Genomic DNA, 12987 nt, shown 5'->3' on the forward strand with positions numbered 1-12987 from the left:
TAGCGCAATTTTGCATAGGCAAGGCAGAAAACCCCGCAGAGGGATTCACCCTGAATATGCCCCGCCCCCGATTGCAAATCGAAACGGCTTATGGTCACAAGGTCAGCGTGCATGAACCTGTTTAACCTGCGTCGCCAATCCCCCAGCCTTGATGAACTGGCGATTGAGCCTCAGTCATTGCCTATGAATAACGCCGTATCCAGAGCGTGTTTGATGCCCAGCGTAGAGCGGCCAGCGCAGGTTTTCGTGCGCGGTCAGGGGTCCTGGATGTGGGACAGCGACAGTCGGGCTTACCTGGATTTCACCCAGGGCGGGGCCGCCAATTGTCTGGGCCACAGCCCGGCCGTGCTGACCCGGGCGATCGCAGAACAGGCGCAGTCATTGATCAACCCTGGCTCCGGGTTTTTCAATCGCGGCATGCTGGACCTGGCTGAACGCCTGTGCCACAGCACGGGCAGCGATCAGGTGCATTTTTTGAACACCGGGGCCGAGGCTAACGAAGGCGCGATCAAGCTGGCGCGCAAATGGGGCCAACTGCATCGCGGCGGCGCTCACCGGATCATCACGGCGACCGGCAGTTGTCACGGTCGCAGCTTTGGCGCGATGTCGGCGTCGGGCAGCGGCACGTTCGATAACCGTTTCGAGCCGCAACTGCCGGGGTTCATCAATGTGCCGTTCAACGATCTTCCCGCGTTGCACGCCGCAGTCGATGCGCAAACCGTGGCCATCATGCTGGAACCGGTGCAGAGCGAAGCGGGGGTGATTCCCGCGACCGAGCATTACCTCAAAGGGGTCGAGCGCCTGTGCCGGGAGTTGGGCATTTTGCTGATTCTCGATGAAGTCCACACCGGTATGGGGCGCTGCGGCACCCTGCTGGCGGAACAGAATTACGGCATTCGTGCCGATGTCATCACCCTGGGCAAAGGCTTGGGCGGTGGTGTGCCACTGGCTGCGCTGCTGGCGCGCGGCAAAGCGTGTTGCCTGGAAGCGGACGAGCTGGGCGGCACGCATCACGGCAATGCCCTGATGACGGCAGCGGGCAGTGCCGTGCTGGAAACGCTTGTTGAAAAAGGCTTTTTGCAGCAGGTTCGCGACGCAGGGCAACACTTGCGCGAGGGCCTGGGGCGTTTGGCCAGCCGTTATGCACAGGGGGAATTACGCGGTCAGGGCCTGATGTGGGGCCTGACACTGTCGGATGACTCGGCAGAGGAGCTCGTAAAAGCAGCGCTTTATGAAGGCTTGCTGATTACCGCGCCGCAACCCGACTGCCTGCGCTTTACCCCGGCGCTGTGCGTCAGCAAAGGCAATATCGATGAAATGTTGCTGCGTTTGGCCCGCGCGTTTTCCCGGGTCAGAACCGCGCAGTTGCAGTGTCGCCGTGCCGTGTTGGTGTAATCGCTGACACACCGGCGCACACAGAATTTAAAGAACCGTCTCGCGGTATAACGCATCGCCCCGTGCCTGTTTCGTTCGGCACGGGGCGTTTTTTTGCCTGTGGAAAAGTACCGACTGAACCTTTTGACAGTGCTCAGAGTCGATTAACCATAGGGCTTGATTGAGCCCACCATTGATTGGGGACTGAACACATGGACATTATTCGAATCATCATCGCCATCCTGCTGCCGCCGCTGGGTGTGTTTTTACAAGTCGGTTTCGGCGGTGCTTTCTGGCTCAATATTCTGTTGACGCTGTTGGGGTATTTCCCGGGCGTGATCCACGCGGTGTACATCATCGCCAAGCGATAACTTTCCTTTCGCCCTGATCGGTCACTGTTGCCGATCCGCACGAAGCTGCGCCCCACGCAGCTTCGTTGCCCGGCAGCGATTCGCCCGACTTATTCAGGGGTTGATTGCATCACTTCCCGATAAAACATCCACTCCTGCTCCAGGGCGTGGGCCTGATTGCTGGCCTTGCGGAACCCGTGGCGTTCGTCGGGGTAGTAATACGCTTTGGCAGGGATACCGTTTGCCTGCAAGGCGCTCAGCATGTCGCGGGTTTGCTGCGGCACCACGACCGCATCCAGCTCACCTTGAAAGAAAATAACCGGCACGCGGATGTTGGCGGCGTGCAACAAGGGCGTGCGCGCGGCATAACGCTCGGCATCCCGGTCGGGATCGCCAATCAGCCACTCCATGTAATCGCCTTCGAACTTATGGGTATCGCGTGCCAGCGCCACCGGGTCGCTGACCCCGTACAGACTGGCGCCTGCCCGAAACACGTCCTTGAATGCCAGCGCGCACAGCGTGGTGTAACCGCCTGCGCTGCCGCCTCGAATGAAGGCATGTTGGCGATCAATCAACCCCTGATCGGCCAGATAGCTGACCACTGCACAGGCATCCTCCACATCCACGTCACCCCATTTCAGGTGCAGCGCCTGCCGGTACTCGCGGCCATAGCCGGTGCTGCCCCGGTAGTTGAGGTCCGCGACGGCAAAGCCGCGTTGCGTCCAGTATTGAATGCGCGGGTCGAGCATCGGATAACACGCCGAGGTCGGGCCACCATGGATAAACACCACCAGCGGCGGCTGTTTTTCGCCGTGCATCGCCGGGTAGAAAAATCCATGAGCCTCGCCACCGGCCGTGGGGTAGCGCAGCGTTTGCGGGCGGCTGACGCGATCAGCCGGCAATGGCGCCACCCCACCGGCCAACACCGTCACCTGCCGGCTGTTGCGGGCAATGCGAAGGATGGCCGACGGGCTTACCGGTGAGGCCGCGATGCAATAAAGGGCATCGTCATCCAGCGCCAGACTGCGGAAACGGCTGTATTGGCCTGTGAAATCCTCAAGGCTGGCGTCGGATGCGCGTATGCCCAAGCGTCCGAAACCGTCTTGCGTCCAACTGGCGACATACGCGTTGTCACTCAGCGGTTGCCAGGTGTTGCCACCTAGCTGCCAGGGCGCAGGCGCATGGTCGGCGCGCTCGCACGGCAAGCGCTTCAAGCCCCCGGACGATTCGACCCACGGTTGCCAGAAACCTTCGCGATCTGTCAGGCAGTACAGGCGGTTGTGCTCATCGAAACGCGGTTGTTGCAGCGACTCCTCGCCCGCCTCGCCCGCGATGCACTGCGGCGCTTGCCAACGGTTTTCGTGACTGCGCCGGGCGACCATCAAGCGGGTTGAGGTCCACGGCTGATGTGGGCGATACCACTCGATCCACGCCAGGCGCTGGCCGTCCGGGCTGAGCGTCGGCGCCGCATAAAAATCGGCGCCTTCGGCCAGTACGTGGCGCGCCCGCGAAGCGGTGTCAAGGCTGACCAAACGATGCCGGTCGTTGTCTTCTTCGACCGCCAGCACCTGCCCATGGGCAAACTGCACATCGCCATAGCGGCAGTTGCCTTGGGTCAGGGCGTGAGGCGCAGTGCCCTCCAGGGTTTGCACATACACCTGTTGATCGGCCTCGTTGACGAACACCACGCCGTCACCGCTCAGGCAAAACGACCCGCCGCCGTACTCATACACCCGACTGCGCACGCTGAAGCCGTTGGGTGTCAGGCAGTGCGCCTGACCGTCGCGCCAGTGCCAGAGGCGGCAGGCCGCGTCCTGGGGGCGATATTCGTTCCAGAACAGGCCGTGGCGGCCGAGTTTCAATTCGGCAAAATCCACCCCGGCGGCCACGGCGAGGGCGGCGCTGAACGGTTCAGCCTTTGGCGATGAGTCGTGAGTTTCGGTCATTTCTGAAGGCCAGTTGCTCAATGGTTTGGGTGGCGTGCTCGGCTTCTTCGCGCGCCTTGAGGATCAGGTCGTGGTGCGGTGACTTGCTGCACACCGGGTCGGCGTTGCTGGCGTCGCCCGTCAGCATGAACGCCTGGCAGCGACAGCCGCCGAAGTCCTTTTCCTTCTCGTCGCAGGAGCGGCAGGGTTCGGGCATCCAGTCATACCCGCGGAAACGGTTGAAGCCAAACGAGTCGTACCAGATGTGTTGCATGCTGTGCTCGCGCACGTTGGGGAACTGAACCGGCATCTGCCGCGCACCATGGCAGGGCAACGCGGTGCCGTCCGGGGTGACGGTCAAAAAGATGCTGCCCCAGCCATTCATGCAGGCTTTGGGGCGTTCCTCGTAATAGTCCGGGGTGACGAATATCAGCTTGCAGGGATGACCTTGGGCCTCAAGTTTGGCGCGGTATTCGTTGGTGATGCGTTCGGCCCGCACCAATTGCTCGCGGGTGGGCAGCAAACCCACGCGGTTGAGCTGCGCCCAGCCGTAGAACTGGCAGGTGGCGAGTTCGACGAAGTCGGCCTCCAGCGCGATGCACAGTTCGATGATGCGGTCGATTTTGTCGATGTTGTGTCGATGGGTCACAAAGTTGAGCACCATCGGATAGCCGTGAGCCTTGACGGCGCGGGCCATCTCCAGCTTTTGTGCGAAGGCTTTTTTCGACCCGGCGAGCAGGTTGTTCACTTGCTCGTCGCTGGCCTGAAAACTGATTTGGATATGGTCCAGACCGGCTTTTTTGAAGTCGCTGATTTTTTGCTCGGTCAGGCCAATGCCGGAGGTGATGAGGTTGGTGTAGAACCCCAGCGTGCGCGCCTCACCTATCAGTTCGGCCAAATCCTGACGCACCAATGGTTCGCCGCCCGAGAAGCCCAGTTGTGCGGCGCCCATTTCGCGCGCTTCGCGAAACACCTTGATCCACTGTTCGGTGGTCAGCTCTTTGCCTTGCTGGGCGAAGTCCAGCGGGTTGGAGCAGTACGGGCATTGCAGCGGGCAGCGGTAGGTCAGCTCCGCCAATAACCATAGCGGCAAGCCAACTTCTGGCGTGGGTGGCACCCGGCTGTCAGGCCAGTTCGATCCAGTGCTCTGCACGAGCGACCTCCATAAATTGCTCGATGTCTTGACCGAGCTCGGGAACGTCGGGGAACTGTGCATCCAGTTCGCCAATGATGGCCGCGACGTCGCGCTGGCCATTGATCAGGCCGCCGATCAGCGCGGCGCTGTCATTGAGTTTGATCATGCCTTCGGGGTAGAGCAGCACGTGGCCTTTTTGCGCGGGCTCGTACTGGAAACGATAGCCGGGGCGCCAGGTCGGGATTTTGCTGCGATCGAAGCTCATAGGGTGATTCCTTTATGCCAGACGCGTTGGTCGGTCACGCTGTGGTACGGCGGGCGGTCCAGCTCGTAAGCCATGGTCATGGCGTCGAGCATGCTCCAAAGGATGTCCAGTTTGAACTGGAGAATTTCCAGCATGCGCTGCTGGCCTTCCCACGTGGTGTAGTGCTGCAACGTGATAGCCAGCCCGTGCTCGACGTCGCGGCGTGCCTGGCCCAGACGCGTGCGGAAGTATTCGTAGCCCGCCGGGTCGATCCACGGGTAATGCTGCGGCCAGCTGTCGAGACGCGACTGATGGATCTGCGGGGCAAACATTTCGGTCAGCGAGCTGCTGGCGGCTTCTTCCCAAGTGGCGCGGCGGGCAAAGTTGACGTAGGCATCCACGGCAAACCGGACGCCGGGTAGCACCAGCTCTTGGGAGCGCAGTTGATCCGGGTCAAGGCCGACGGCCTGCCCCAGGCGCAACCAGGCTTCGATACCGCCGTCTTCGCCGGGGGCGCCATCGTGATCGAGCAAGCGCTGAATCCACTCGCGGCGTACTTCGCGGTCAGGGCAGTTGGCCAGAATCGCGGCGTCCTTGAGCGGGATGTTGACTTGATAGTAGAAGCGGTTGGCGACCCAGCCCTGGATCTGTTCGCGCGTGGCGCGGCCTTCGTACATCGCCACCTGATACGGGTGGTAGATGTGGTAATACGCGCCCTTGGCTCGCAATGCGGCTTCGAACTCAGTTTTGGACAGTGGGGCTTGGGTCATCGGGTGCCTCCAGAAAAGACGGTGTGTCGTTGCAGCCGCAGGGGGTGACGCCGACCTGAGCGCTGCGTCCGTGAACGCAGCGTGTGGCAGCGACAGGGTGTGGCTTACAGCTCGATGCTCATGCCATCAAAGGCGACTTCTACGCCACGGCGGGCCAGTTCGGCACGTTCGGCGGAGTCTTCGTCGAGGATCGGGTTGGTGTTGTTAATGTGTATCAGCACTTTGCGTTGCTCGGGCAATTGCTCCAGCACTTCGAGCATGCCGCCGGGGCCATTTTGTGCAAGGTGGCCCATTTCACGGCCGGTGCGCGTGCCGACACCGCGGCGCTGCATTTCGTCGTCATCCCACATCGTGCCGTCCACCAGCAGGCAATCGCTGCTGGCCATGATGTCGAGCAAGGGCGCATCCACTTTGCCCAACCCTGGTGCATAGAACAGTTTGCCGCCGGTGCGCAGGTCTTCGACGATCAGGCCGATGTTGTCGCCTGGGTGCGGGTCGAAGCGGTGCGGCGAATACGGCGGCGCAGCGCTACGTAGCGGCAACGGGCTGAAGCGCAGGTTCGGGCAGGCCGGGATGGTGAACGACCCTTCGAGTTCGATGCGGTGCCAGTTCAGGCCGCCGTTCCAGTGCTTGAGCATGGTGAACAGCGGGAAACCGGTGCTCAGGTCCTCGTGGACCATGTCGGTGCACCAGACATCGTGCGGGCAACCTTCGCGCAGGCTCAACAGGCCGGTGGTGTGGTCGATCTGGCTGTCCATCAGGATGATGGCGCTGATCCCGGTGTCACGCAGGGTGCGGCCGGGCTGCATGGGGGCGAAGCTCTGGAGCTGGGCGCGGATGTCGGGCGAGGTGTTGCACAGCACCCAGTTCACGCCGTCATCGGAGATCGCAATGGAAGACTGGGTACGGGCCGTGGCGCGCAAGGTGCCCTCGCGAAAACCGGCACAATTGACGCAGTTGCAGTTCCACTGCGGGAACCCGCCGCCAGCGGCGGAACCTAGAATCTGGACGAACATGGGAGGCTGTTCTCTTGCAAATCTGAAAATAAAAACGCCCCGGCGAACCGAGGCGTTGGGTTGCTCTGCTCAATAAAAGCGGCAGATCAACGGCTTGCGAAGTACATGGTGACTTCAAAGCCAATGCGCAGATCGGTGTAAGCCGGTTTAGTCCAAGCCATGAGGTGACTCCTTAGCAGTGGGGGTGGGTGGGGTGTCTTTAACTTAGTCCAGCTCCCGAAGGAGATGTTCAGATGCTTAGGTGGCTATGTTACTAAATTTGACTGAGCATGAACGACCAAAGTCGAAGAAAGCTCATTACGTGGATGGTAAAAATCAGCTTCTACGTTGATAAAACGATTCAGTTTGCGGCTCGGTGGCCACGCACAGCCAGTCGCTGTCCGGGTCATTGAGGCACTCAGCTGCCTTGAGTGTAGTGGCTCGGTCCAGCGTCATAAGTGCGTTGTAGAGCACCTTGAGGTAATCCGACGAGTGGCCCGCCTGTTGAGCGTGCCAGAGCAGGTCGGCGGCTTGAGCCAGGCTGAGGGCCTCGGCTGAGAACTGTTGAGCCAGTGCGGTGCGTGCCTCGATGAAAGACGCTTCATCCAGTGCGGCAATCTGCTGCGGCAATTGCCCGAGGAAAGTGCGGACCTGCTCGAAGATGTCTGCCGTCGTGGCTTGAGGCGATTGCACCCCCAGCAGCAGGCCGGTTCTGTCGCCAAGCTGGCGCACGCCGCTGAACACGGCGTAACCCATTTGCAGCTCCACCCGCAGACGCTGATAGAACGGGGTTTGCGCCAGGTGGGCCAGCAGTCGCCAGGCGGCTTCTTGCGTGACGTCAGCCCGCGGTGCCGGGCAGAACAGCAGCAACGCCTGTTCGCTCGACTCGCACGGTTCGGTGTGCCAGTGGCGTGCTGAGGGGGCTTCGACGACGTGCGTCAGGTGCGGGTCCGGGGTGCCGGGGGCTTTGCTGAGCGCGCTGCTGATCATGGGTTGACTGGCCGGGGAAACGCCCACCGCCAGACCGTGCCATCGGGCGGATGGCCAGACGTGCTGCACGGAGTCAGCCGCAGGCAGTGCGAAGCGGGAATGCAGTTCCGGCAGGCGTTTGAGTAGCTGGCGGATGGGCATCAGTGGCGTTTGCGGCGTCGCTCCCGGCGCATCATCCGTCAGCGGGGTGAGCAATGGCAGCGCGTGTTCGAGAATGGCAGGCATCGGCTCTTGCAGGCCATGCAACGTCAGCAACCAGTCATTGCCCTGCGCGATGAGCGACATTTCAACGCCCGCTTCGCGGGCATCGTGTTGCAGTCTCAGCAGGCGGTGTTGCAGCGCCGGTAACAGCGAGGGGGCAGGGGTCACGCCCAAGTGCCAGCGCAAGTACACAGCGGCTTCGCCATTAGGGGGCGCGAGAGCAGGGCTGAACGTCATGGCCGATACTTCGCGGCGGCTGCGCAAGCGGTCCTGGGCAAACGTGCGCAAGCCGCGATGGGCACTGGTTTGTCCACGAATAAGGCCAGCGGTCACGGGGTGTTTCTCCGATATGAGGAAGGGATTGGGTGTGGGTAATTGCCAGGCGTGCTGCCCGCTCGGGCGGGGCTCGGTTTGCAGGTGTTTCAGGATCACCGCCAGTGCTTCAACACCGTGGCCTGACAGCCCTGTCGGGTGGTGCTGAACATCGCGGCGGGCCAATTCCAAGGCGCTGCTGACCTGTTGTTGACGCTCCTGTACGCGTCGGTATTCGTTGCGCAGGCCGGTCCAGGGTTGCTGAGCGCTGAAAAAGCACAACCAGTCGTCGACGGCGTCGCGAATCGGTTGAGCCTTGGCCCTCATGTCCGTCGACCCTGTGAACGTCAGGCCGAGCAGGGCCTGGTCCCGAAACTGGTACACCGGTGTGGCACGCAGGCTGTCGGTCAGTTGCTGCTGACGTAAGTGAGCGAGAAGTCCGCCCGGTTTATCGGCGTTGATCCAGTGACACAGGAATGCCAGCGCTTCTTCTGATGCAGTGGGTAGCTGCTCCAAGGTAAACATCAGGTCCACGTGTGAACCCTCGACCTGCAGGTACTGTGACGAACCCTTGCTCATCAGAGGCGGCGGGGGCTGTGGCGTGGCGGTCGTCCCCGGTTGAAGCTCAAGGCTGTAACGCTCGGCGAGTGCGATCAGCGTGTCCTGCGATTGCGGGCCCACCAGGCTCAAGGTCATGTGCCCGGTTCGGTAAAACTGCTCATGGAAATGCGTCAAGGCGCGCTGAAAGGCTGCGCGTGGCACGGGCAAGCTGTAGCGATTGCCCGCGTGGAAGCCCCGCAGCGGGTGTGTGGCGTTGAGCGGTTGAAGCCTTTGCAGGTCGCGTTGCGCCGAAGGCTCGCGGGCCCAGGCAATGAATTCCGCGTGCAGCACTTCGCGTTCGCGCCGCTGGTCGTCCGGATCCAGACGCGGATGAGCCAGCATGTCGCACAGGCGATCCAGCCCGCCCGCAAAGGCTTCGGGCGGCAATTCAAAAAAGAAGTCGGTATGGCGTTCGCTGGTGCGCGCGTTGAGGTGCCCGCCATGCTGTTGCACATAGGCCATCAGGCCCTGCGCCGCGGGGAAGCGCTCGGTGCCGAGGAACAACAAATGCTCCAGAAAATGCGCCAGCCCCGGCCAGTCGGCGGGTACGTCATGACTGCCTACGGCCACTCGGATGCAAGCCGCGCTGCGGGTGAGCCGTGGGACATGGCGCACGGTCAGCGTCAGACCATTGCGGGTGGTCAGGCGTAGGACGTCTGGGGTGTTCAACGCGGGCATGGGCACTTCCGTTACAGAGAAGCGCTCATGCTAGCGGATTACTGGCAATCAGCGCGCGCTCAGCGCACCGTAAAGTTCCGGACGGCGGTCGGCCAAGTAGTTGTTTCCAGCCTTCGCGTCCGTCAGTTTTTGTGGATCAAGCTCGGCGGCGATCACCGTTTCATCCCGTTGAGCCAGTGCTACTTGCTGGCCATCTGGCGCTGCGATGCTGCTTTGGCCGCAATAATGAAGCGTGTCTTCGTGGCCACAGTAATTGGCGTAGGCCACGTAACACTGATTTTCAAACGCACGGCTGCGCACCGTGACATCGGCAATGAAGTCGTAGGGTTGCATGTTGGCGGTGGGCACAACGATCAATTGCGCGCCGGCCAGTGCCAGACGCCGCGTGTTCTCCGGAAACTCCAGGTCATAGCAAATCAGCATGCCGACCTGCCAGCCGTTGAGCTCGACCACGGGGTACGCTTCTTCGCCGGGGCTGAACTGGGCGTGGTCAAGCGTCCCGAACAAGTGGGTTTTGCGGTAGTTGAGCAGGCGTTGGCCGTGGCAATCGATCAGTTGCGCGCTGTTGTAGAGGCGGCCGTCCGCGCCCAGCTCCGGGTAACCGTAAGCAATGGCCATGTTGCAGGCCTTGGCTATTTGGGCGATTGCTCGGGCCGCGTCGCCGTCGTGGGGTTGAGCCAATTGCGCCACGGCAGGCTGACCAATGCTGTACCCCGTCAGGAACATTTCGGGCAGCACCAGCAGATCAACCCCGGGGTTGTGCTGGGCAACGAGGCTCAGGCGTTTCAAGTTGCCCGCGATGTCCAGTTGCAGGGGCGGGCATTGGTAAAGGGCGACGCGCATGGGGTTCTCCTGTTCCGGGTGGGTTGGCGCGCGGTTCAATCCGGCAGGGCGATTGGGCCGATGTCGTTAAACACATCGCCCGGCCCGGGATTGTCGGCGTGGGTGCGCCCGCCAAAGTGGGTCATGATGCCCCACACGGCGTTCAAGGAGGTCTGTACCGCTCCTTCCACCCACGCGGGTGTCCACGACACATCGTCGCCAGCGATGAAAATTCCGCGTTGTTCTGCTGGTATCTCCTGCTGCATAAAGTGCGCGTACATACGCTGGTTGTAGCGGTAATGACCGGGCAGCGCGCCTTTAAAAGCGCCCAGGAAGTGCGGATCGGCTTCCCACGAAACGGTGATCGGGTCGCCAATAATCCGGCTGGCGATGTCGACGTTGGGGTAGATCTTTTTCAACGCGTCCAAGGCCAGCTTCACGCGTTTTTCGACGGGGTGCGGCAGCATTTTCAGCGCATCGCTCATCCATGAGTACGACAGGCAAATAACGCCTGGTTTGTCGTCGCCGTTATCGAACAAATAAGTGCCACGGGTCAGGCGGTCGGTGAGGGTCATGCTCATCAGGTCGCGGCCGGTTTGCGGGTCTTTGTCTTTCCAGAACGGGCGGTCGACCATGACGAAAGTTTTGGACGATTGCATGTAGCGCGTGCGGTCGAGCGCCATCCACATCTTTTGCGAGAACAGCGCTTCTTCGCACTCGATCTGGGTGGTCAGCAGCCAGCTTTGGCACGTCACCAACACAGCCTCGAACGGGCGGGTCACACCGAGGTTGTCGGTGACAGAAAACAAACCGTCGTCTGTGCGGGAAATCGCCTTGACCCCGGTTCGCGGTGCGCCATGGTGCAACGAACTGAGGCTGGTGCCTTCAGGCCAGTGAGCACAGCGCTGCGGCGCGTGGCGCCAGATTCCCAGCGGCACCTGCTCAACCCCGCCCACCACCAGGTGCTGATGGTCATCGCAGTTGGTCATGACCACGCGGAAGATTTCGAGCATTGAATTGGGGAAGTCTGAGTCCCATCCGCCCGTCCCGAAGCCGACCTGGCCGAACACTTCGCGGTGTTGGAACGAGAGTTTGGCAAAGGCTTTGGAGGTGGCGACAAAGTCATAAAACGTGCGGTCGTCCCACAGTGGGACCAGGGTGTTCCACAACGCTTTCAAACGCGGGACATCGCGATCGCGAATGGCCTGCTGGATATCGCCAAATTGCGACCCTGCTTCCAGTGCATCCGCCCACGCGTCAGCCACTTCCTGGAACAGTGCAGGCAGGTCCGACAGTTTTTGCGCGTAGAAGGTTTGACCTTCGAGGTCAATCACGGTGCTGCCAGAGGCGGGTGTCAGCGGGTTGGGGAACGGTTTGGTCTCAAGCCCGAGTTTGTCGACATAGTGGTAGAAGGCGGTAGAGGACACCGGAAAGCGCATCCCGCCCAGCTCGGCGATGACGCCTTCACTGCCTTCAAACGCTTGCGAGCGCAAACGTCCGCCCATTTTCGAGGCCTCGTACACCACAGGCTTGAGGCCGAGCTTCATCAACTCATACGCGGCGACCATTCCGGCCATGCCAGCACCGACAATCGCGACCTCTGCGCCCAGTTTATGTTCGGGAATACTGCCCAAACCGGCCGGGTGTTCGATCCAGTCGTCGAAGGCGAAAGGGAAATCGGGGCCGAAAATGGTGATCGGTTTCTTGCCGTCATTCGGGTGGCGATTGTTCTTATTCATGGCTGACCTTGCTGGCGACCCGCGCTTAACGCTGAGTATAGGAAAAGACAGGCACCATGATAGGGAGCACAGAACACGTTATTAAGACGCAAAGTGTCGTCGTTTTGCATTGTCTTTGCGCAGTGTGACGAAAGTGCTGTGCAAAGTGTTGTTCGCGTCGGCCTAGCCGCGGTCGACTTTGCTGCTGAGAATGATGGAGGTCGTGGTTTTTTCAACGCCCTCGACACTGCCGATCTGGTCCAGCAATTGATCAAGTTGCTCGGGGGAATCGCTGCGCAGCCACGCGACGTAATCAAATTCACCGCTGACGGCGCACAGTTGCTGCACCTGCGCCATGGCACTCAACCGCCTGACCACCTCCTTGCCCGAGCGTGGCTGCACGGTAATCCCGACATACGCTTGCAGCCCGCCATCAATCAGGCGCTGCCCCAGTCGAACGCCATAACCGGTGATGACGTTGTTTTTCTCCAGACGTGACAGCCGTGACGTCACCGTGGTGCGCGCAATCCCCAACTGACGCGCCAGCATGGCGACGCTTTCGCGTGCATTGAGCTGCAAGGCGGCAATCAACTGACGATCGATTTCATCCAGCACGGGTGGGCGAGAGTCAGGCAAGAGAGGCTCCAGTGGCGTCATCGAAGTGGGCGCTCATGGTACAGCGCTTGAGGGGCGGGACGTCCAGTGTTGGACGGGATATGGACGATCACGACTTTTCGCAGCACAACCCTGCAAACGCCAGAAACACAAAAGCCGCGCAGTGCGCGGCTTTGAGTATGGTGGGCCCAGTAGGACTCGAACCTACGACCAAGGGATTATGAGTCCCCTGCTCTAACCAACTGAGCTATAGGCCCT

12 protein-coding genes and 1 tRNA gene are annotated in these 12987 nt (G+C 61.1%); 2 read left to right on the forward strand and 11 right to left on the reverse strand.

What is annotated here, in order from left to right:
- Positions 1 to 111: 111 nt before the first annotated feature.
- A complete protein-coding gene (locus V6F78_RS09340; protein WP_047295922.1) occupies positions 112 to 1395 on the forward strand; it encodes an aspartate aminotransferase family protein in 1284 nt (427 codons plus the stop codon).
- A gap of 191 nt (positions 1396 to 1586) precedes the next feature.
- Positions 1587 to 1745 carry a YqaE/Pmp3 family membrane protein gene (locus V6F78_RS09345; protein ID WP_047278059.1) on the forward strand — a complete coding sequence of 53 codons (159 nt, stop codon included), beginning with the start codon at positions 1587 to 1589 and terminating at the stop codon, positions 1743 to 1745.
- An 89-nt stretch (positions 1746 to 1834) separates the two neighbouring features.
- Here V6F78_RS09345 and V6F78_RS09350 read toward each other — a convergent pair whose 3' ends face one another.
- The 11 genes from V6F78_RS09350 to V6F78_RS09400 all read right to left on the reverse strand — a co-directional run bounded on the left by V6F78_RS09350 (position 1835) and on the right by V6F78_RS09400 (position 12986).
- Positions 1835 to 3670 carry a S9 family peptidase gene (locus tag V6F78_RS09350; RefSeq protein ID WP_094990651.1) on the reverse strand — a complete coding sequence of 612 codons (1836 nt, stop codon included), beginning with the start codon at positions 3668 to 3670 and terminating at the stop codon, positions 1835 to 1837.
- On the reverse strand, positions 3636 to 4802 hold the full coding sequence (gene pqqE, locus V6F78_RS09355; protein WP_047295918.1) for a pyrroloquinoline quinone biosynthesis protein PqqE: 1167 nt from the start codon (positions 4800 to 4802) through the stop codon (positions 3636 to 3638). The genes V6F78_RS09350 and pqqE overlap by 35 nt, the downstream gene beginning before the upstream one ends.
- Complete coding sequence (gene pqqD / locus V6F78_RS09360; RefSeq protein ID WP_047295916.1) at positions 4774 to 5049, reverse strand: pyrroloquinoline quinone biosynthesis peptide chaperone PqqD; 276 nt, start codon at positions 5047 to 5049, stop codon at positions 4774 to 4776. The genes pqqE and pqqD overlap by 29 nt, the downstream gene beginning before the upstream one ends.
- A complete protein-coding gene (gene pqqC / locus V6F78_RS09365) occupies positions 5046 to 5798 on the reverse strand; it encodes a pyrroloquinoline-quinone synthase PqqC (protein ID WP_047278051.1) in 753 nt (250 codons plus the stop codon). The genes pqqD and pqqC overlap by 4 nt, the downstream gene beginning before the upstream one ends.
- A gap of 104 nt (positions 5799 to 5902) precedes the next feature.
- Entirely contained in the window at positions 5903 to 6814 is a 912-nt protein-coding gene (gene pqqB, locus V6F78_RS09370; protein ID WP_314399262.1) for a pyrroloquinoline quinone biosynthesis protein PqqB, read from the reverse strand.
- 86 nt (positions 6815 to 6900) lie between these two features.
- Positions 6901 to 6975 (reverse strand): pyrroloquinoline quinone precursor peptide PqqA, encoded by a 75-nt coding sequence (pqqA, locus tag V6F78_RS09375; RefSeq protein ID WP_003444522.1) that lies wholly within the window; start codon positions 6973 to 6975, stop codon positions 6901 to 6903.
- A 154-nt stretch (positions 6976 to 7129) separates the two neighbouring features.
- Positions 7130 to 9574 (reverse strand): pyrroloquinoline quinone biosynthesis protein PqqF, encoded by a 2445-nt coding sequence (gene pqqF, locus V6F78_RS09380; RefSeq protein WP_332727020.1) that lies wholly within the window; start codon positions 9572 to 9574, stop codon positions 7130 to 7132.
- A 48-nt stretch (positions 9575 to 9622) separates the two neighbouring features.
- Positions 9623 to 10417: a carbon-nitrogen hydrolase family protein gene (locus V6F78_RS09385; RefSeq protein WP_048377357.1), complete on the reverse strand. Its 795-nt coding sequence runs from the start codon at positions 10415 to 10417 to the stop codon at positions 9623 to 9625.
- A 35-nt stretch (positions 10418 to 10452) separates the two neighbouring features.
- On the reverse strand, positions 10453 to 12135 hold the full coding sequence (locus V6F78_RS09390; RefSeq protein ID WP_332727022.1) for a flavin monoamine oxidase family protein: 1683 nt from the start codon (positions 12133 to 12135) through the stop codon (positions 10453 to 10455).
- A 162-nt stretch (positions 12136 to 12297) separates the two neighbouring features.
- Positions 12298 to 12750: an Lrp/AsnC family transcriptional regulator gene (locus V6F78_RS09395; protein ID WP_047295906.1), complete on the reverse strand. Its 453-nt coding sequence runs from the start codon at positions 12748 to 12750 to the stop codon at positions 12298 to 12300.
- A 159-nt stretch (positions 12751 to 12909) separates the two neighbouring features.
- A tRNA-Ile gene (locus tag V6F78_RS09400) sits at positions 12910 to 12986 on the reverse strand.
- Position 12987: the final 1 nt, after the last annotated feature.

It is taken from the genome of Pseudomonas sp. ESBL9 (assembly GCF_036668715.1).
GTDB classification, from domain to species: domain Bacteria; phylum Pseudomonadota; class Gammaproteobacteria; order Pseudomonadales; family Pseudomonadaceae; genus Aquipseudomonas; species Aquipseudomonas lundensis.

Bases quoted from the DNA above. Each gene is read 5' to 3' on its own strand.
- V6F78_RS09340 (WP_047295922.1), top strand. From the start codon at position 112: ATGAACCTGTTTAACCTGCGTCGCCAATCCCCCAGCCTTGATGAACTG.
- V6F78_RS09345 (WP_047278059.1), top strand. From the start codon at position 1,587: ATGGACATTATTCGAATCATCATCGCCATCCTGCTGCCGCCGCTGGGT.
- V6F78_RS09350 (WP_094990651.1), bottom strand. From the start codon at position 3,670: ATGACCGAAACTCACGACTCATCGCCAAAGGCTGAACCGTTCAGCGCC.
- pqqD (WP_047295916.1), bottom strand. From the start codon at position 5,049: ATGAGCTTCGATCGCAGCAAAATCCCGACCTGGCGCCCCGGCTATCGT.
- pqqC (WP_047278051.1), bottom strand. From the start codon at position 5,798: ATGACCCAAGCCCCACTGTCCAAAACTGAGTTCGAAGCCGCATTGCGA.
- pqqB (WP_314399262.1), bottom strand. From the start codon at position 6,814: ATGTTCGTCCAGATTCTAGGTTCCGCCGCTGGCGGCGGGTTCCCGCAG.
- pqqF (WP_332727020.1), bottom strand. From the start codon at position 9,574: ATGCCCGCGTTGAACACCCCAGACGTCCTACGCCTGACCACCCGCAAT.
- V6F78_RS09385 (WP_048377357.1), bottom strand. From the start codon at position 10,417: ATGCGCGTCGCCCTTTACCAATGCCCGCCCCTGCAACTGGACATCGCG.
- V6F78_RS09390 (WP_332727022.1), bottom strand. From the start codon at position 12,135: ATGAATAAGAACAATCGCCACCCGAATGACGGCAAGAAACCGATCACC.